This is a genomic window from Endozoicomonas sp. ALD040, assembly GCF_049275945.1.
Lineage (GTDB): Bacteria > Pseudomonadota > Gammaproteobacteria > Pseudomonadales > Endozoicomonadaceae > Endozoicomonas_A.
Window position 1 is genome coordinate 824,356 of the sequence record NZ_CP184829.1, and the last position, 17,300, is coordinate 841,655.

The 17,300-nt window shown below is 48.5% G+C and carries 12 protein-coding genes and 1 pseudogene; 7 read left to right on the forward strand and 6 right to left on the reverse strand.

From position 1 onward, the window contains the following. Positions 1-256: 256 nt before the first annotated feature. From ACOJUN_RS02920 to ilvM, 3 genes are read left to right on the forward strand one after another with little or no spacing between them, the layout of a single operon-like run. Positions 257-463, forward strand: a complete 207-nt coding sequence (locus ACOJUN_RS02920) for a hypothetical protein (protein ID WP_422135177.1) — start codon at positions 257-259, stop codon at positions 461-463. Next, the gene (ilvG, locus tag ACOJUN_RS02925; protein ID WP_422135178.1) at positions 450-2,096 is read left to right on the forward strand and encodes an acetolactate synthase 2 catalytic subunit; all 1,647 of its coding nucleotides are present in this window, start codon (positions 450-452) and stop codon (positions 2,094-2,096) included. The genes ACOJUN_RS02920 and ilvG overlap by 14 nt, the downstream gene beginning before the upstream one ends. Continuing rightward, positions 2,093-2,371: an acetolactate synthase 2 small subunit gene (gene ilvM / locus ACOJUN_RS02930; RefSeq protein ID WP_422135179.1), complete on the forward strand. Its 279-nt coding sequence runs from the start codon at positions 2,093-2,095 to the stop codon at positions 2,369-2,371. Before ilvG ends, ilvM begins: the two co-directional genes overlap by 4 nt. Positions 2,372-2,379: 8 nt before the next feature. On the opposite strand, the gene ACOJUN_RS02935 is transcribed toward ilvM, so the two are convergent. After that, on the reverse strand, positions 2,380-3,342 hold the full coding sequence (locus ACOJUN_RS02935; protein ID WP_422135180.1) for a LysR family transcriptional regulator: 963 nt from the start codon (positions 3,340-3,342) through the stop codon (positions 2,380-2,382). Positions 3,343-3,620: 278 nt separating this feature from the next. Between ACOJUN_RS02935 and ACOJUN_RS02940 the strand changes: the two genes are divergently transcribed. Further along, positions 3,621-4,079: a hypothetical protein gene (locus tag ACOJUN_RS02940; protein WP_317145220.1), complete on the forward strand. Its 459-nt coding sequence runs from the start codon at positions 3,621-3,623 to the stop codon at positions 4,077-4,079. A 151-nt stretch (positions 4,080-4,230) separates the two neighbouring features. Here the strand turns inward: ACOJUN_RS02940 and ACOJUN_RS02945 are convergent, their stop codons facing one another. Together ACOJUN_RS02945 and ACOJUN_RS02950 are read right to left on the reverse strand one after the other, a co-directional pair. Then, positions 4,231-5,037 (reverse strand): PTS sugar transporter subunit IIA, encoded by an 807-nt coding sequence (locus ACOJUN_RS02945; protein ID WP_422135181.1) that lies wholly within the window; start codon positions 5,035-5,037, stop codon positions 4,231-4,233. 164 nt (positions 5,038-5,201) lie between these two features. After that, complete coding sequence (locus ACOJUN_RS02950; protein WP_422135182.1) at positions 5,202-8,000, reverse strand: hypothetical protein; 2,799 nt, start codon at positions 7,998-8,000, stop codon at positions 5,202-5,204. 229 nt (positions 8,001-8,229) lie between these two features. Here ACOJUN_RS02950 and ACOJUN_RS02955 point away from each other — a divergent pair. Continuing rightward, a pseudogene (locus ACOJUN_RS02955) lies at positions 8,230-9,398 on the forward strand (IS3 family transposase). Between the two features lie 260 nt (positions 9,399-9,658). Here the strand turns inward: ACOJUN_RS02955 and ACOJUN_RS02960 are convergent. Together ACOJUN_RS02960 and ACOJUN_RS02965 are read right to left on the reverse strand one after the other, a co-directional pair. Beyond that, complete coding sequence (locus ACOJUN_RS02960; RefSeq protein ID WP_422135183.1) at positions 9,659-12,616, reverse strand: hypothetical protein; 2,958 nt, start codon at positions 12,614-12,616, stop codon at positions 9,659-9,661. Between the two features lie 283 nt (positions 12,617-12,899). After that, the gene (locus tag ACOJUN_RS02965) at positions 12,900-13,544 is read right to left on the reverse strand and encodes a WD40 repeat domain-containing protein (RefSeq protein ID WP_422135184.1); all 645 of its coding nucleotides are present in this window, start codon (positions 13,542-13,544) and stop codon (positions 12,900-12,902) included. A gap of 488 nt (positions 13,545-14,032) precedes the next feature. Between ACOJUN_RS02965 and ACOJUN_RS02970 the strand changes: the two genes are divergently transcribed. Then, the gene (locus ACOJUN_RS02970; protein WP_422135185.1) at positions 14,033-15,160 is read left to right on the forward strand and encodes a linear amide C-N hydrolase; all 1,128 of its coding nucleotides are present in this window, start codon (positions 14,033-14,035) and stop codon (positions 15,158-15,160) included. A gap of 97 nt (positions 15,161-15,257) precedes the next feature. Here ACOJUN_RS02970 and ACOJUN_RS02975 read toward each other — a convergent pair whose 3' ends face one another. Then, positions 15,258-15,932, reverse strand: a complete 675-nt coding sequence (locus tag ACOJUN_RS02975) for a class I SAM-dependent methyltransferase (RefSeq protein WP_422135186.1) — start codon at positions 15,930-15,932, stop codon at positions 15,258-15,260. A 199-nt stretch (positions 15,933-16,131) separates the two neighbouring features. Here ACOJUN_RS02975 and ACOJUN_RS02980 point away from each other — a divergent pair, with 199 nt between their 5' ends. Further along, complete coding sequence (locus ACOJUN_RS02980; RefSeq protein WP_422137034.1) at positions 16,132-16,890, forward strand: SDR family oxidoreductase; 759 nt, start codon at positions 16,132-16,134, stop codon at positions 16,888-16,890. The last annotated feature ends 410 nt before the right edge of the window (positions 16,891-17,300 follow it).

Here is a 17,300-nt window from a genome sequence, read left to right on the forward strand (position 1 = left end):
CTGCGTGTGTTATACCTGACAACACGTTAAATAACTTGATATGTATTTGTCAGCCATGAAAACCAACCCCATAAGCAACATCATTCTGCTACCAGTCGTGGTGATTATCGTCTCTGCGCGGGGGTCTGTTGGCTGACAGATCAGAGTTTCGAGGAACCCCCCGCACCGAAAGGTTCGGGGGGTTTTTTCGTATTTGGGGCCTAAAAACCCGGCAAGTATAAACAAGATAAAAACTCCAAACAGAGAGGATAGAACCATGCTAAACGTAAACAACAAACTGATTCTTGCTATTCTGAGTCTGGCCACTGCGGCAGTCATCAGCCTTCCTGAACTGCTGCTGATTATCCTCCCTGTTGCCGTATTTTTCTTTGCGCAGCAATGGTTTGAGTTGAACACTGGCAAGCCTGTTCGCATCAAGTCTGAAGTTCATCCCGGGCGAGGTCAACCCCATGAACGGCGCTAATGTACTGGTAAGAAATCTTACCCAACGCGGAGTCCGGCATGTTTTCGGTTATCCCGGTGGCACAATTATGCCAGTGTATGACGCCCTTCTGGATTCCAATATTGAGCACCTTCTTTGCAGACATGAACAGGGAGCCGCTTTCGCTGCTATTGGCTATGCCAGAGCCAGTGGCAAAACCGGAGTCTGTATTGCTACTTCCGGTCCTGGCGCAACCAACCTGATCACCGCTTTATCTGACGCCATGCTGGACTCCATCCCCCTGGTAGCCATTACAGGCCAGGTGCCTGTTGCCATGATGGGAACGGATGCCTTCCAGGAAATCGATATTCTGGGTATGACACTGGGTTGCACCAAGCACAGCTTTCTGGTGACAGACCCGAATGATATCTGCGAAACCCTGAACAAAGCTTTCGATCTGGCTCAATCTGGCCGCCCGGGTCCTGTTCTGGTTGACCTGCCAAAAGATATTCAGCAAGCAGAAGCTCACTATGCACCACCGCTCAACGTGATAGAAGAGAGAGCTGCCGAAAGTTATGACAAGATTGATACAGCCCTCTCATTGCTCTGCAAGAGCAACAAGCCTCTTGCTTATATCGGTGGTGGAGCAGGCATGGCTGATGCGGTAAACGAACTCAGAACATTCCTGACAGAAACCTGTCTTCCCAGTGTTTGTACTTTGAAAGGTATCGGAGCGGTTTGTCCTGAGGATCAGGGCTACCTTGGTATGCTAGGTATGCATGGAACCCGGGCTGCCAATCTGGCAGTGCAGGAATGCGACTTGCTGATAGCCATCGGAGCCCGCTTTGATGACCGGGTCACAGGCAGGCTTGAGAGCTTTGCACCCGATGCGAAAGTCATCCATCTCGATATTGACCCGGCAGAATTTGGTAAGCGTCGCCTGGCTGATGTCAGCCTCGGTGGTTGCTTAAAGAAGAATCTCAAAAGCCTGACCATCGCCTTAGAAAAGGGTGACTGGTTACAACACTGTATAGCCAGCCGCGCTGCCAGCCAGTGGGTTTATGACAAACCCGGTAAGGATATTTTTGCGCCTCTGCTTCTGAAACAGTTATCTGAAGCCTCCCGCGAGAATTCTGTCATCAGTTGTGATGTGGGTCAGCACCAGATGTGGGTAGCCCAGCACATGAGCTTCTCTCATCCTAACAACCATCTCTCCAGTGCCGGGCTTGGCACCATGGGCTTTGGTCTGCCGGCAGCGATAGGCGCGGCCATTTCAAGACCGGAAGACGATGTGATACTGGTTTCCGGAGATGGCTCTTTCATGATGAATGTGCAGGAGCTGGCTTCGATCAAAAGAAAACAGCTCCCCATCAAAATTGTCATACTCGACAACCAGCGGCTAGGCATGGTGAAGCAATGGCAGGAACTCTTCTTTGACCAGCGCTACAGTGAAACTGACCTTTCGGACAATCCTGATTTTGTTACGCTGGCCAATGCATTTGGCATTGAAGGCAGAATGATTACCGAACGACATGAAGTGCTCCCGGCCCTGGAAGAAATGCTTCTGGCTCCGGGACCAAGAATGCTTCATGTCTGTATTGATGAGCGAGAAAACGTCTGGCCCCTGGTGCCACCCGGCGCCGCCAACCACGAAATGATGGAGGCAAGAGCATGAGCGATTCCAAAACCCACTACTCTCTGACCATCCAGTGTCATAAAAAACCAGAGGTGATGGAGAGACTCCTGCGGGTAATCAGACACCGGGGATTTGATCTCGAGAGCCTATCCATGAGCAGCTCCGAGTGTGGGAAAATGGTTTCTGCTGCACTTGATGTCTCCGGTGAGCGACCTGTTGAGATGCTCACCCGTCAGATAGAAAAGCTATATGATGTTCTTCAGGTGTGCCAGCCCCCGACAACGGAAGCAATCGCCCGGGAAAGTATCATTTGAGAACAGGGTCAGGAAAGGCGTGCACCTGGCCTTTTCCGACTTTCTTCTGACTCATTGGCAAACATATACAGCTCTTTGCTCCGGATATGTTCCAGCAATGCATCACTGATGAACTCCCTCATCCAACGATGCGCCCTGTTCATCTCCCAATACTCTGGCCAGACAATATCGAAGCTGACTTCCGGGATAATTTTTGGGCAATCACGGATCACATAGCCTGACAGATCGTCCAGGAACATGGACAGTGAAGCCGGAGCCATGAGCACACAGTCTGTTCCCTTGATTAACGCCAGACTGATCGAAAGACCGGGTGACCAGGTTTTCACCTGCACCTTGCTCAGGAAATGGTTGATCTCGCTCTGTTGATGCAGATTGATATTGTCCCGTTGTACCACAAAGGAAAAAGACTTCAGAGCCTCTTCTGAAAAAGACTCATGGGCCAAGGGATGGTTTTCACAGAGAATCAGGCACATCCGATCTTTCATCAGTGAAAAGCTGGATAATCCTTCTTCCCGAACGCCCATATAACCAATGGACAGATCCAACTTTCCGGCTGCAACATCAACAGCGGGATTGATGGCTTGCAATTCAAAGGTCAGCCCGGGTGCCACCGCCCATATTTTTTGCAGTACTTCTGGCAGAATTCGCTCCAGCACCGTGTGCCCCGAAGCAATCCGGAAATGTCGCTGGGTAGTCGCAATATAAAATTGCTGGTTTTCAAAAATACTGCTCGCTTCCGTGACCACTCTGTTCACATCTTCATGCAGTGACGTAGCTTTCTCGGACAAAAAAATCCGATTGCCTTTTCTCACCAGAATCGGATCATTCAATGCTTCCCGCAACTGGGCCAGAGTTCGACTCATGGCAGACTGGGTAACACACATCATCTGCGCTGCTTTGGAAACACTCTGGGTGTCCAGCAGGGCTTTCAGGCCGGGCAGCAGGTTCAGGTTCAGTCTGGAAAGGTTCATAAATACAGCAGAAGGATTGATAGAAAATAAAAGTATGGCCAAACAGCCCTACATTACGAATAAAAAAAACCTTTCAGAAAACCTTTCATGAAAGCTATGGTGGCCAAATGTATCACCTTAAATCAACTGTTAGAAGATCTACTTGATGCCTTTAGGTAACACCCGAAATTCGTAAAAGTACAAATACTTATTTAACCTTTCATTTGATCCGCAATCAGGTACACTGGAATTGTGCACTCGTTTACAGGCATTACTGAAAGCGCAGTTAAGGAGGGTCCATGAACCATAACAAGTACAAAGAACTGCAGGATCTGGTAGACAACTACCTGGACTCGGGGTTATCAGCCAGAGAGTATGTTGAAGCCTGTGTGGATGCAGGCGATATCAGCGCTGCAGAAGCCCTGAAGTTGCTGTCTGTTCTCAGGGAAGCTCAATCTGTTACCTTCAAGTTGGCCGAAGTCGCGGACTATGAGAACCCCGGACTTCAAATGACACTTATGCGCAAGGGAGAGGAGTATGAACATGATAACCCTCTCTTTAATATCACTTTTGATGAAAGCCTCGATCCTGACAGGGAGGAAGTGATCGATCTATTGCAGAGCTTTGCCAAGGATCTGGCAGTGCTGGCAACCCGTGGGGAGCTGAACGAAGCCGAAGCAGTGGACTCTATTGATGAGAGCCCTGAAGAGTGGCTCGATCACCCGAACATAATGCCCGCCAGTGAAACCCGTCATTAACCGGATACTTTATGTTCATCACTGAGGTAGATGAAACTAACAACTTCCTGGAGGCCTGAGCTCCAGATAGAATTTGCAAAAGCGCCCGTTCAAGGGCGCTTTTTACTTTGGGAGCCTTTCGGACTGAACTCAAAAGCGCGCCAGACCCAGATCAAAAAAAACTCTTCTGAAACAACTGATCAAGACGCTTTAACGCATCAAATGCGTGAAGACCAGAAAGTCTGATACCCAGAGTCTCACCACAGACCAGCTCAAGACCCAACAGTTTGACCAGACTTCTTCCATTGACATAGTCACCATTCTTACTGACATTGCGGACATAAACACGGGCATCATAGTGCGTCAGGGCAGCAATAAAGGCACTGCCGCACCGGGCATGTAAACCATTAATGTTGTGGATAAGATACTCTCTGGTCAGTTCATTGCTTTTCGTGCATGTACGACTGACCCAGCCTCTCTCACAGGTTTCCTTCTGGCTCTGGTTCAAGTAAGCCTTTTGCCATTCACTGAGACTGCCCAGCCCCGGTAATGGTTTGCCCTCAAGTGCATCGACAATAATTTCAGGCTCACGGGTGCGGGCCAGATAATGACAGAGAGGACGATTGTCCAGAACCCTGGTCAGACCGCCCAGAATCCTGAGGTGTTCATGGCAGTGGGCAGCTATGCCAAAGGCCAGAAAAACAGGTTGATTCACTCCCCATTCAACACCTTCAGGAAACTGAATGACAACCACGCCCGTCTTCTTAATGGCGCGGCGAAGTTCTGGCATGCCGTGAGGTATAGCGATACCGTTATCCAGAAATGTGGAAGCAAGGCTCTCCCGGGCGTGGATACCCGGAAGGTAGTCGGCTGAAACCAAACCGGTTTCCAGCATTTTTTTGCCAGCTAACTGTAAAGCCTCCTGCTTGCTATCAGCCTCCTGCTGCAAAAAGATCTGTCTTTTTTCGAGTTTTAACATCAGTGAAAGAACCGCGCTAAACCGTCCCAGCCAACATACTATAGCCGAAACACAAGAGGGCATTATAGCCAGTTATCCTTCCGGTCAGAGTTTTTATAGTTAACGCCTCTACAACGGTAGACCGGGTCGGGACAGAATTCACTGTCGAGGTACAAATCCTGACGTCAGGCTGAGTCAACTCTCAGCAACTGCAGGCCCGCCTGCCCTTCAACCTGATGGGTGTTAATTGCTAACTGGCCTCTGGCCATTGCGCGTTTTAACCAGAAATTGGCCAGCCAGGGACCCAGTAGAGGTACTCTGGCACCACGAACCTTAATGAAGGGTTGCCTGAACTGAACAATATCCTCTTTCAGGGGAGCCTGAACAGACAGAGCCAGGTCAGATCCCACCAGCCAGCTAAACAGCAAAGGCAGCTTCCCAAGCACCTTGAGGGCAGGTACTTTCAGAGCAAAACTCACTTGCGGTGTATCCCCCTTGACCGCTAATTTCACCTGACTGACCTCTGGACAATGGCTAAGATCACCCAAATAAATTTCTGTCCCTGGCAGTGCTGCTTTTTCAGGGTTTTCCTGAAGCGTGTTGAATGCTGGCTCCTTACGTTCGGGCTCAGGTTCAGATTCAGGTTCTGACTTTATATTGCTATGACTCACGGAACTTTCGGATAGAGGAGCCGGTATCTCTTCGGGTATTTGAGGAGGCAAGCCGGTGCTGATGTCAGCCTTTTCATTGATTACAGGAGTCACTTCAATCTCTTTGGGAAAGGATGACGGTATCTCATGGGTCGACAGTTCTTTCTGTTCGTCCGGAGCAGAAAGCGGTTCCGGTTCGCCCAGCAAGCCCAGGCAAAGCAGGTTCATGACCTGATTGGACGACTGAGGATTCATACCCATTTTTTCCTGGAACAGCTGATCCAATTTACTGACCTCATGCGGCTTCCCCATCAGATCAGAGATAGCAAGGGCCACCCACTCCTTATCTGCAACCGGGCGCTCTCTGGCTTCGACACGAACATCTCCGGCAGCCAGACAGGCCACGCTGCCCAGGTCGACAGAAAGGTAACTGCCGATACCAAGAGGATTATGGGTACCAATGGAGTTGTAATGTTCAGAGGTACAAGCCTGATACTGTTTCCATAACCGTTCCAGTTTCCGAAACTCAAGAGGAAAGTCCAGTTGCAGTAATTGGTGAACAATCTCTCCCATTGGCGGATTCACTTTCACAGAGACCTCTTTCAAGCTGACGGGAAACGCTTCACGGGTATCTGACACTTCGTTGACCAGCCCCAGGTTCAGGACGACATCGGGCATTTTGATTTCAAGCACACCCTCCTCACCCAGACGGAATCCGGAAAACTTCAGAGAGGCGGACGATAACTCGACATGGGCTGTGTCTGTAAAGTCGATGCGCTGCTCACCAAAACCCATGGATGCAGAGGTAGAAGGGTCTGATGCCTGCTTTTTGGCAAGTCCTCTTAAGGTATGAAAGAGCTTCAGGGCATTTTGGTAAGAATGGATGGATTGGCCAGCATTGGCTTCGCGATACATCATAGCCGCAGTCCGCTGTTTCTGCTTCGACAACTCTTCTTGCCTCTGCTTAAGCAATTTCCGGGCGCGTTGCAGATCTTTCCGGCAAGAGGCCAACATGACCTGGCAAGCCTTTTTCGCCTTGCTTTCCTTCATCCCCGGAAGATCTTCTTCGAGCATCTTTACCGTCTTTTCTCTTGACTGATACAGACCGACCGTAGCGTTGGCTTTTACGGCAAAGCCATCTTCCCGCTCTCTGGACTTTTTAAGACTGTCAGCACCCAGCTCTTTTTTCCAGGTCGTCACCATCGGAGCAAATAATCGGATGAGCGCTTCTCCCATCGCTTGCATGAACAGGTCTGACTTCACCCCTCTCTCTTCCGTTTCCAAGCCATCAAGCGAGCATTGAATAACATCACCCAGATGCCTTTTTGCATCCGATCCTGATGTCTCTGCATAGAGAGTTCCAAAGGCCTCAGAGCATTTTTTGTAGGCGCTGAAAGTCTCTGTCTTTCTACAGGTCAACAAGTGGTTCAATGGCTCGGCAAGGGGTTCGCCAATGCAAACACGACAGCTCCCCTTCATTTTGATGGGGCCAACCGCTTTATCTTCTTCCAGGGAAAAGCAATCGGCAGAGATTTCGGGTACTTCCAGCTCCAGCTGCCCCTTCTCAAAACAGAAACGACTGGTATTAAGGACCAGATTTTTCACCTGAAAGTCATAACGGTCAGGATCGGTCACTTTCACATCACCCAGACGCATTTCAAACACCTTGCCCCGGTGCTTGTCCTTCCTGTTTCTTTTGAAAACATCTTTCATTAGTGCAAGGGCTTGGATACCGGTTGAAATATTCTCTTCCAGTACCTTCATACTCTGCTCAAGTTTTCTTTTACTGACTGGCAGCGACTGCTCATAAGAACGCACCTGTTCAGCGGATCTTGTTAAATAAGCCTTTTTGAGAACCAGCTGTGCCTTTATGCTCAGTTGCTTTTTAACCAGAATAATGTAGTGATCCATCTGCTCAGGCGTCAGGACCTCAATACTTTTGCGTAGCCTTTGCAGTGACTCCTCAGCAAGCTTCAGACTGTGCTCCAAGTCTTCGATATCCCGCTTGAATGACTCCTGATTCTCAAGCTCATCATTGATTAAATTGCGAAACTCTTTCTGAGTGGCACCGGTAACCGATGAAATGGCAGAGCTGAAAAAAGAGATAAAACTGGACGACAGTGAACTGAGCGCACGGGTCAACAGGCCGGGTTTAACCGGGACTGTCTCTATTCCCCTTTCAGCCAGTGATCGGAAAGGTTGATATTCTGAACGAGACAGGATCTGTTTGCGGGTTGTCTCTTCCTTGCGAACCCCCTGAACCTCATTATCCAAGTCCGAAGACGGAGGCAGATGCAGGGGCTTTCTGCCGGTTACTTTATTGCCTAATTTCATTACCTTTTATTAACCATTTCCCTGGTAGACGAGTGTCTGAAACACTGGTTTAATACGCCTGCAACGTTAGTGTAACAATTTAAAAAGCCTGACATGGACAGACTCAGCTCAACGACCGATTGCGGCGGGTCTGCATGTTTTCGCTAACGTGTTAGCGTGGTTGTGAAGTGGTCTAATGACACCGGACACCTCGTTAAGCACAATAGTGCAACCAGTAACGAGGTTCATAATGGCAACGCGAAAACATTATTCTCAGGAATTCAAACTCAAAGCTGTAAAACTGGTTACTGAACAAGCTCAGTCGCCTACAGCAGTCGCCAGAAGTCTAGGAATTTGTGCGACTAACCTCCGTCGTTGGGTTCGACTCAGTGAAGAGAAGAAAGAGCTGGCTTTCCCCGGCAAAGGCCATCAGGCCCTGACGACTGAACAGCAGAGAATCAAAGAGCTTGAAGCTGAAAACAAACAGCTGAAAATGGAACAGGAAATCTTAAAAAAAGCCATGGCCTTCTTTGCGAAAGACCAGCTGTAAGATACGCCTTCATACAGCGGGAGAGGAAGGCCTATCCTGTCGTAACGCTATGCAAAGCACTAAAAGTTAGTCGCAGTAGCTTCTACGAATAGAATAAACAACAGGCAAAAAATCAACAGATTGACCCGGAGATGTTTCGCCTGGAGGCAGATGCCCGAGAGATTTTTGCTCAATCAGGTGACCCTTATGGAAGTCGTCGAATGGCGAAAGCCCTGCGTTCAAAAGGTTACAGCATAGGGCGTTATCAGGCCAAAACCCTGATGCAACGGCTTGGCCTGCGGGTTCGGGCGGTCAAAAAATTCAAGGTGACAACCAACAGCAAACACAAACTGCCAGTGGCGGCAAACCTTTTGAATCGTGAGTTTTCAGTTTCAGCACCCGACAGAGTATGCGTAGCTGATATCAGCTACCTCTGGACTCGTGAAGGCTGGGTTTATCTGGCGGCTGTCGTTGATCTGTTTTCGCGGAAAGTCGTCGGTTGGTCGATGAGTAACCGTATGACGACAGAGCTGCCCCTGGAAACTTTGAGAATGGCTTACTGGGGCAGAAAGCCTGGAGATGGTGTGATGCACCATTCAGATCGTGGCAGCCAGTACGCGTCTCTGGAGTATCAGAATCAACTCAGGGAGTATGGGATGGTCTGTAGTATGAGTCGCAAGGGTAATTGCTGGGATAACTCTGTGATGGAGCAGTTCTTTGGCAGCCTGAAAAGGGAAAGAACGGATCATTATATTTATGATACTCGGGCAGAAGTAGAGGCACATGTTATTGATTACATTTTGTTCTACAACAATAACAGATTGCATTCCTATCTGGACTATATGAGTCCAGTAGACTTCGAGAAGCAAAAATTGAAAAAAGCAGCTTAATCAGGTGTCCGTTTTTACTTGACCACTACAAAGCAGTGAGGCTTAACTGCACCTGCCAAAAACGCTCAAGGCTGGCTTGAGCGTTTTTTGTTGGCCTAATGTCTGTTCAGTTATACGACCAACCCATCTCAGTTGTCTGGTGCGACACTCTGAGGAATGCCTTCACTTGATTTTCACTCACCCATTCTACAAACCAGTTAGTCAGGTTTGCCATATATCCCAGCGCTTTCTGCTCTGCCCCGCGATCCGGACTCCCGGCATCAGACAGGCCTAACCCGAGACTTTTGAACAAGATTCAAACGCTTCTGCTGCTCAACACGGTCCAGCTCCAGCTGATACTGCTGCTTCCTGAGCCTGCGATTAACCAGAGAAGTCGCCAACCAGACAGCCGGGTTTAAGGAAGTTCGCTTCTTCAATTGAACAAAAGGTGACTGCAGTTGCAATTCTGAACTTTTTCGGTCAATCGGCAGAGTTACCTTTACAGCCACCTCTTTTTTGCCGAGGAAAAAGCCCATCCACCAGGACAGCTTTTTCATCAAACTCCGAGGAGCAATACGCATTTCAAAATCAGCGACTCTTTTTCCTTTTTCTGTCCGGAACCTTGGATTAATCACTCCGATGCACTCGTCCAGGTCTTTGAACTTTAAACCTTCTGGTGGTTTTTCTACGGGTGGTTTAACTGAGGCCCGGGACAGGGGCCGATTGGTCGCTGCATTTGCCACTTCGGACGGCTTGACTTCTTCGGGTAACGATGTAGAGGATGGAGTAACTGCCCGGGTTTTTCGAGAATTCACCAGGATTGACTCAAGCCTTTCCGGCTCAGCGACGGAAGCATTTACCGTTACATTCCGGGGAGACTCAGGATTTACCGCCGCTGTGCCTGTTGAAGTGGGTAAGACAGGTTCAGACTCTGAGATCTCAGCATTCGGGGTTGTATTCTCTGCTGGCTCAGTCTCTGGAACAGGGGTCGCCACTTCCGAACTCTGAGTGACCTCTTGCTCCGGCAGTGGGGAAGTCAGCGGTATTGGTAGCTCTTGTCCAGAGAATGGCAAGACCAGATGTTCCAGTTTTTCAGGTGCAAAAACAGCACTGTCAGCAAAAACACCTTCCTCACAAAGCTTCCAGACTTTCTGCTGAGACTCTTTGGTTAAACCTGCCGATGCCAGTGCTGACGCCATAGCCCCGGCATCAACATTCGCCGAGAGAAGTTCTCCGGTTTTCTCGACAAACGTCTGCCTGTGCTGCTGATACGGGCTGGCTTCCTCTCCTGAGAAAGCCACCTCTCCCTCGCGGGTCAGGCAGGCAACCTTCCCCAGATCAATCTCTAAATAATCGGAGGTTTGAGTCCCACCCGAGTGCTTCTTTTTCTCCACCTCCCTGTAAATGGGCAGAACGACTTTTTTCAGCGTTTTGGAGTCCACTGGAAACTTCAGCTGCAACAGTTCCTTCACCAGAGGTCCAAAGGGTGGCTGAATTTTGATCGATGCACCTCTAACGATGACCGGTACCGACTTTTTCTCTCCCGTCACTTCATTCTGAAGAGTGATATGGCTGGCCATTTCCGGAATAGTCAGCTCCGCGACACCGGATGGACTGAAAGAAAAATCAGACGCGTTGACCTTAAGCTGGCTCAATTCAACAGAACTGGTATCCGATACGGGAATCTTCATTCCCGGAATAGCAATATGCTTTTGTCTGCCTGTCGGGCTGCCATTAGCCACAGCTGCCAGCCCGTAGACCAGATCGATCATCCCCCGGTTCATATCAAATGACGAGTCAATATTCTTTGATCGTTGTTGCTGTACGCTTCTTAACTGTTTGCTGTGGGTTAACTCACGGATTTTGACTTCTCTCAGTTCCGCTACCGCTTTCAGAGCTTTGGTCGCTTGAATACTCAATTGTTGACAGTAGTCTTTTGCTTCACCTCCAGGCAGGCTTTTTATATCTTCCAGCAGTTGATGAAGATCGTCTTTGCGCTCTTTTTCTTCTTTGCCCAAACTTTCGCAAACCACTTCCAACCCTTTATGCTTCCATTGCTTCTCAACGTGCAGTGCAACAAGAGGAAGCTCGGGGCTTCCCGACATGAACGGGATCATCAAATCAAGCAGCGAGTGAGCAAACGAAGCGTCTTGCAGCGCCAGGGTTTGTCCATCTTTTTTTTCTAACTGAAGGCTTTTAATCGACACTTCAGCCATATCAGCCACATTGGCAGGCTTCAGCTCGTTGCTCATGGCATTAATATATATGGGAGCTTTCAGGATGTTCTCGGTCAACACCTTGCGCAAGTGTTCACTGATCGGTGGCTTCAGTTTGATACTGATTCCTCCGGACAAAGTCATTGGCTCAACCTCGCCACTGGCCCCCATTGACGATAAGTCTGCCCTGATATCGGCAATATCCAATATCAGCTCTTGCGTGGGAGACATATAACACTGCTCAATAAAGACACCGATGTTTTGTACCTTCAGCTCAGCACCGGAGGACAGTGTGGTCGACAGGTTCCCCAGGTTGAGGTGATAAACCTTGCCAGCAGGCAGTCCTTTTTTGGACTTCCCAAAGACCTCTTGAAGCCCATGTATCAGTTTAAGTCCGGGACCCATTTGCTTTTCGATCAACTTCAGGAAGTCCTGTGTCTCTTTCCTGATCGCCGTATCCCAAACTTTCAGGAGAGGCTTCGTCTCCTCTATCTCATTTAAGTTTCGCTCTAGCCTGCTCAGCTGAGCTCTTAATTCAAAAAGCCTTTTTTGGAGTTTTGAAAATTTATCCTGCTTTTTAGTTTCCAGACGGGGAAGCTTTTTTCTCAATCCCTTCAGCTCAGTCTGAATGGATTTCATCTCATACTGTAATTTCTTCAGTTTCTTTTTGTTCTCGTTGGCAAACTGTTCATTTCTCTTTAAATTATCATCGGCCCTGTTGCCAGTCTTACCGACTCCGGCTCGGATAAACTTCATCGCTAACTTGGAAAAACCTGTCAGGAGGGTGGTCCAGAAGCCTCCCTCCACATTCTCAATGACAACATCCCGTTTGTGGATAGGCACATACTGGAGGTGCAGACCTGCTTCCCCCTGCAATAGCGAGTCGGTGGTTTCGTCAACAGAGACATCCCGAGGCCCCATTTTAGCCTTGGTTGGTTGAGTATAAGGTAGCGATTGACTTTGAACTGTTTGTTGCCTGCCCCCGGGGCCATTAACAGGTAGATTGGAGCCACCAGTTGCCATATCATCATCCATGCTCAGAGAGTTTTTTTTTATATCGCCACTTTGCCACTGAGCTTGAAACAGACCATCTCGCCACGACTTTGATGAATTAGCCGTGACCCACCAACAGAGTCTCTGGAGCACAAACAGTTAAGAGCAGGTAATTGCGGCAGGTTCCGGGAGTTTGTCAGTGGCGTCAAAGTACCAGGGTACATCACTGCCCACTCGGCGGGTTGCGTTAATTAAGGTGAGTTGTCAAGAACTGTTGCCTGACACCATGAGTGAGCGCAGGCAATCAATCATTTCACTTCAGTTCAGTGACTTGCCTCGTTCCATTCTCACTGCTGGTCACCAGGCGGAAGCCATCGTCGATGAAGTCTACGAAATTGACCGGCCCATCATGTTGAACGGTGGTTTTTTCTACCCATGATCCGTCGACCATCTTGTCACAGACTTTTGCCGTGTGATCGTCACTGGCGGTCACCACATGCATTTCATCAGCGCTGAAGGTTGCTAATGTGATCGGCCCGTCATGGGAAATGGCAGTTTTGGTTACCCATGCTCCGTCGGCCCCCAAGGCATGAACTCCCGCCATGTTATCGTCGCTGACAGTGACCACATGGAGCTTATCGTCGCTTAAGGTGGCTGAGTTGACAAGACCTTTAGAGGCAATGCTAGCCTCTTTTGCAAATGACCCATCGGCCTTCCGATTGTAGATATTCGCTATGCCATCGGTATTGATGGTCACCACACGGCGGTCATTGGCTCTGTCACCCTGAAGCTGGGAGCCTGCCTGTTGTAAACCTTGATGACTTAAAAGTTCACCCTGGTCAGCTTTAGTAATAACCCATCCGAAACCAGCACCTGTTTGTTTGCTCTGTGGCTGAACAGGTTTTGTCAAGTCTGGGGTTGAAACCCCAACAGCGGCGGGTGTATTTACGTTATTCATATAAGTTCCTTTCATTAAGTTAGTTTTATCCTTGATTGCAAGGATATTTGATTTGAAGATCATCCAACATTGATGTCCTTCGGTAACTCAGAGTTGCCTTCAGGATAAAAGTTCATAACATTGATGTAAGCGCAACTAACAAGAAGACAGGACGCTGATGATCTGCTTAAAAAACGTGAGTTCGACGCAAAAAAAAGACAAGGAAACCCATTTGATTAAACTATCTTTTATAAGTACTCAGCCATACGGAATCGAATATTTCTGGCTTATTGGGTAGGTGCTCTGCAAGACGCAACGACGGGAACATAGCAAGCTATGTGACCAGAGTTGCAACGCATCACGACTGCATGGATGCAGGAGCTAGAGCAACGCAGGAGCAGTTGCCGCGAGTGCCTGAACAATGAGTCAGAAAATATGATTTCGTATGGTTGAGTACTTAAGACGCTATACTTCGATCGCGCCTTACTCATCACAAAGAGCGCTTTTTTATGAACACTACTTCATTAAAAGTATCGGTCATCGCAGCCTTTCTTCTCAGCGCCATGGCTCTTGCCGCCGTTGTTCAGATCCCAATCGCTCTGGCCTGTACGGGCATTACACTGGTTTCAGAGGACGATGCGGTCATCCAGGCTCGCACTGAAGAGTGGGGATCCTTTGATCTGGAATCAAAAATTATGGTGATACCACGAGACACCGCCTTCACGGGTCTCACGCCTGATGGCAAACCGGGCTTAAAGTGGAAAGCCAAATACGGTGTTGTCGGCATCAATGGCCTGAATAAACCAGCGCTTATTGATGGAATGAACGAAAAAGGGTTAGCCGTTTCAGTGCTTTACTTGCCAGGCACTGCCGAGTTTCCACCCTATGACCCGGCCAAAGCAGCAAACACAATTGGCCCTCAAGACATCAGCAACTGGGTACTTTCTACCCAGTCGACAATAAAAGATATAAAGCAAAATCTTCCAAAAATAGATGTAGCCCCCGTCAAGGAAAAAGGCTTAGGCAATATCGTGCCTCCGATCCATTTCATGATCACAGATCGCTCAGGAGCATCAATCGTGGTGGAGTACACCCATGGCGGCCAGCTGAATATTTATGACAACCCCGTCGGCGTGTTAACTAACAATCCTGAATTTCCCTGGCATCTGCAAAACCTGAAAAACTACATCGGCCTTACCGCTAAAGCCAAACCAGACATTAAAGTAGGCGATCTGGAGTTAACGCCACACGGTGCTGGTTCGGGCATGATTGGCCTGCCTGGCGATTACTCACCCGTATCTCGATTTGTTCGCGCAGCGGCACTTCGAAACACAGCACGCCCCGTCGAAAATGGCTATGCCGCCGCAATGGAATCACTGCGCATCCTGAACAACTTTGATATTCCTTCTGGTGCAGTATTCGCCAGAGATGAACTCCCCAAAGACGACACACTGGGCTCCACTCAGTGGACGACGGCTATGGATACCAAAGACCTGAAATACTATTACAAAACCATGTTTAACAGCCGTATTCGGGAGATTGATTTCGCATCGGTAGACTTTGATAAACCCGGGATTCGTTATCGCGATTTAGATCTGAAAAAACAGCAGGATTTGAAGGTCGTCGATATTAAATAGTCCCTGTGACACAGGAATCATCAACCCCCGTCTGGCCAGTGAGTATTTTCATTGAGCTGTAATTCTGTTTCTGCACTTACTGACTACTGGCTACTGGCTACTGGCTACTGGCTACAAAACGAGCGACACAACCGGTCACCAGAATGTCCACATCGGTGAATCTTGAGCGCAATTCCTGCTCCAACCCATCCAGATAATCTTTCTGATTGCTGAAGATCCCTTTTCGGTTATAAAGGCCAATAAGAGCTTTTGCCACCAGAGTACGAGGTACATTAAGAATGGTGGAGCCAAACAGTTTTCCCCCTTCATTCAGCAAGGGCTTAACGTGATCGAACACGACAGCTTTGCTATGGATGCTGCCTGGCAGGCAGTGCAGTAAATAGTTCATGCTGATAGAGTTGAAGGCATTGACCGGCAAGGAGGTAAACGGTTTGAAAACGTTATGCACCAGGGTAATGGGTTGATAACGGTTTACTCGCTGCCCGGCATACTCAAGTGTGTTTACGTTCAGGTCTACCAATGTCAACGATGGATGATCGGTTGGGAACTGGCAGCGGTCAGGGAAATAACCGGTGCCAACCCCTATATCCAGATGCTGGTCGCTGACGTGCTGATTAAACCAGTCCAGGATTATAGGTGTCGGACACTGCCAGATAAAACGGTTGGAAATGCCCAGCACGGCAATATCATAGATATTGAGAACCCGCTTTGAATAAACGGCCTGACCCCTGTGAACTTGTTCTTCCGTTATCTTACCGCCTGGTAAAGTCATAGTAGAGTACCCCACCGAAGGAAAACAGTGAGTAACAGTAATGCCCAACAATCTGACTCTGTCCGCATTCGAAAGCATATTTTCATGCGCAGGAAGTCAGTCAGCAGCCTCACTGAGACTAAAAAAATAATAGCTCTGAGAATCTGACATAATAAGGAAAGAGAAAAGACCCACTCTGACCAGGAGTCCCCCCTTGAGCTTGAAAACTGTGTTTATCACCGGAGCCACTTCCGGTTTTGGTGAAGCCTGTGCCCGTCGTTTTGCCAGTGAACAAGGCTGGCAGCTGGTAATTACCGGCAGAAGAAAGGAACGTCTGGAAGCACTGGCCAGAGAACTCTCGGCATCCTGTCCTGTTCACTGCCTTGTTTTTGATATAAGAGATGAAGATGCCATTCAGGATGCGCTGAGCAGCCTCCCGGAAGCTTTTTCAGACATTCATACTCTGATCAACAATGCCGGTCTGGCTCTGGGCACTAAACCGGCTGACCAGTGTGATACACGACAGTGGATAAACATGATCGACACCAACATTAAAGGGCTGGTTCTGATCACTCATGCGCTTTTACCGGCCCTGAAGAAAAACAACAGTGGCAGTATTATTAACCTGGGATCAGTTGCCGGTAATTATCCTTACCCTGGTGGCAATGTTTATGGCGGCACCAAAGCATTTGTAAAACAGTTTTCCCTGAATCTTCGTTCTGACCTTCTGGGGAATGGCATCAGAGTGACCAATATCGAACCCGGAATGGCTGAAACTGAATTTTCACTCGTGCGTTTCGAGGGTGATCAATCAAAAGCCGATGCAGTGTATAAAGGTATGAAGCCTCTTTCAGCAGAAGATATCGCAGAGAGCATCTACTGGGTCGCAAGCAGACCAGCCCATGTCAATATTAACGCCATGGAAATCATGCCCGTTCAGCAGGCTTTTGCAGCTTTTGATGTGGATCGCAATCAATGATATCTCTGTCTGGAGCTTGCTCTCAGCAGGCTCCTGCTTTAAACACACGCTCTCAAAAAACAACTGTTGAAGCAGGTTATACACAAAATTTTGTAGCCTTATAAACAACAATTAACGTATAAATACGGCTTTCAAAAGGCCCAACATATTCAAGAGACTCTCGTCTGATTATTTTTCAACCAATGCATAAACGCCTTGTAATTTCAGGCACCTCATGAGTTATCCACAAGTAATTCAGTGTGTTAATCAGTTATTTTGTTGAAAACACACCTCAACCCTTTCTACCATTGAGTGCCAGCTACACACCGACCCCAGCGAATGGGTGCATTTCTCCAAACAGCCAACCGGACTCAAAAAATTGACCGCAACGGAGTATTTCTGACTACTGGATACATTGTCAGCCTCCCAAA

What these genes read in the sequence shown, in the direction of transcription:
- ACOJUN_RS02920 (WP_422135177.1), top strand. Translation starts at nt 257, where the DNA reads ATGCTAAACGTAAACAACAAACTGATTCTTGCTATTCTGAGTCTGGCC.
- ilvG (WP_422135178.1), top strand. Translation starts at nt 450, where the DNA reads ATGAACGGCGCTAATGTACTGGTAAGAAATCTTACCCAACGCGGAGTC.
- ilvM (WP_422135179.1), top strand. Translation starts at nt 2,093, where the DNA reads ATGAGCGATTCCAAAACCCACTACTCTCTGACCATCCAGTGTCATAAA.
- ACOJUN_RS02935 (WP_422135180.1), bottom strand. Translation starts at nt 3,342, where the DNA reads ATGAACCTTTCCAGACTGAACCTGAACCTGCTGCCCGGCCTGAAAGCC.
- ACOJUN_RS02940 (WP_317145220.1), top strand. Translation starts at nt 3,621, where the DNA reads ATGAACCATAACAAGTACAAAGAACTGCAGGATCTGGTAGACAACTAC.
- ACOJUN_RS02945 (WP_422135181.1), bottom strand. Translation starts at nt 5,037, where the DNA reads ATGTTAAAACTCGAAAAAAGACAGATCTTTTTGCAGCAGGAGGCTGAT.
- ACOJUN_RS02950 (WP_422135182.1), bottom strand. Translation starts at nt 8,000, where the DNA reads ATGAAATTAGGCAATAAAGTAACCGGCAGAAAGCCCCTGCATCTGCCT.
- ACOJUN_RS02960 (WP_422135183.1), bottom strand. Translation starts at nt 12,616, where the DNA reads ATGGCAACTGGTGGCTCCAATCTACCTGTTAATGGCCCCGGGGGCAGG.
- ACOJUN_RS02965 (WP_422135184.1), bottom strand. Translation starts at nt 13,544, where the DNA reads ATGAATAACGTAAATACACCCGCCGCTGTTGGGGTTTCAACCCCAGAC.
- ACOJUN_RS02970 (WP_422135185.1), top strand. Translation starts at nt 14,033, where the DNA reads ATGAACACTACTTCATTAAAAGTATCGGTCATCGCAGCCTTTCTTCTC.
- ACOJUN_RS02975 (WP_422135186.1), bottom strand. Translation starts at nt 15,932, where the DNA reads ATGACTTTACCAGGCGGTAAGATAACGGAAGAACAAGTTCACAGGGGT.